Origin of the sequence: Bathymodiolus azoricus thioautotrophic gill symbiont, from assembly GCF_001298715.1 — a bacterium.
In the GTDB taxonomy this organism is placed as follows: domain Bacteria; phylum Pseudomonadota; class Gammaproteobacteria; order PS1; family Pseudothioglobaceae; genus Thiodubiliella.
The window spans coordinates 1-1,417 of the sequence record NZ_CDSC02000499.1; the positions used below are offsets into that span (position 1 = coordinate 1).

The window sequence follows — 1,417 nt, forward strand, 5'->3', positions numbered from 1 at the left end:
TCATTATCACCATCAATAACCAACTTATCTATAACAACCTTTGAGACATTATCAGCCGATGGGATTTCATACATCGTATCTAACAAAACATTCTCTACAATAGTTCTTAAGCCTCTTGCTCCAGTTTTTCGTTGCATAGATTTTTGTGCAATTGCAGACAAGGAGTCATCACGAAATTCAAGTTCAGTGCCTTCCATCTCAAACAGTTTTTTATACTGCTTAACTAGCGCATTTTTAGGTTCGGTCAATACTTGAATCAGCGCCTCCTCACTTAATTCCTCAAGCGTAGCAACGACTGGCAAACGACCGACAAATTCTGGAATCAAGCCATAGCGAATCAAATCTTCCGCCTCAACCTCGGCAAATAACTCACCAATATTTTTAGCATCATCTTTAGTTTTCACTTCAGCCGAAAAACCAATCCCACCTTTCTCAGAGCGCTGCTTAATAACTTTGTCCAACCCAGCAAAAGCACCACCAACAATAAATAGTATGTTCGCAGTATTGACTTGAATAAATTCTTGCTGTGGATTTTTCCGACCACCTTGAGGTGAAACAGATGCAATCGTACCTTCAATTAGCTTCAATAAAGCTTGCTGAACACCTTCTCCAGAAACATCACGAGTAATCGATGGATTTTCAGATTTACGAGAAATTTTATCAATCTCATCAATATAAACAATGCCAGACTCAGCCTTTTCTACATCAAAATCACACTTTTGCAAGATCTTTTGAATGATATTCTCAACATCTTCACCAACATACCCTGCTTCGGTCAACGTTGTTGCATCAGCAATAGTAAAAGGCACATCCAAAACTTTTGCTAAAGTCTCAGCTAATAAAGTTTTACCTGAGCCAGTTGGACCAATCAGTAAAACTATTACTTTTACTCAGCTCGACTTCATCACCTTTTTTAAGACGACTTCTCAGACGCTTATAATGATTATAAACCGCAACCGACAATATCTTCTTCGCCCGATCCTGGCCAATGACATACTCATCTAGGGTTTGCTTAATTTCCTTCGGTTTCGGTAACCTTTGCTCACCTTCTTCTGCTAGATCATCATTGGCAAACTCTTCCTTAATGATGTCATTACATAGATCAACACACTCATCACAAACATAAACAGAAGGGCCAGCAATAAGTTTTTTTACTTCACTTTGGCTCTTACCACAAAATGAACAATATAAAATTTTATCACTATCACTTTTTTTGCTCATTGCTTAACCTTAAAATAATTTTGTAGATTTTTATCAAGATTCTGTTCTGTTAGACAATACTTTGTCAATCAACCCATACTCAACAGACTCTTGCGCACTTAAAAAGTTGTCTCTATCAGTATCTGCCTGAATTTTTTCCATATCCTGACCAGTATGATGCGATAGAATTTTATTTAACTTTTCACGTATTGTTAGG

Annotated in this window: 1 protein-coding gene and 1 pseudogene; both read right to left on the reverse strand. The window is 37.3% G+C overall.

Annotated features, from left to right (window positions below):
* A pseudogene (gene clpX, locus BAZSYMA_RS09390) lies at positions 1-1,221 on the reverse strand (ATP-dependent Clp protease ATP-binding subunit ClpX); the annotation flags it as partial.
* 33 nt (positions 1,222-1,254) lie between these two features.
* The coding region (locus tag BAZSYMA_RS09395; protein ID WP_195910190.1) for an ATP-dependent Clp protease proteolytic subunit at positions 1,255-1,417 on the reverse strand (163 nt) is incomplete at its 5' end.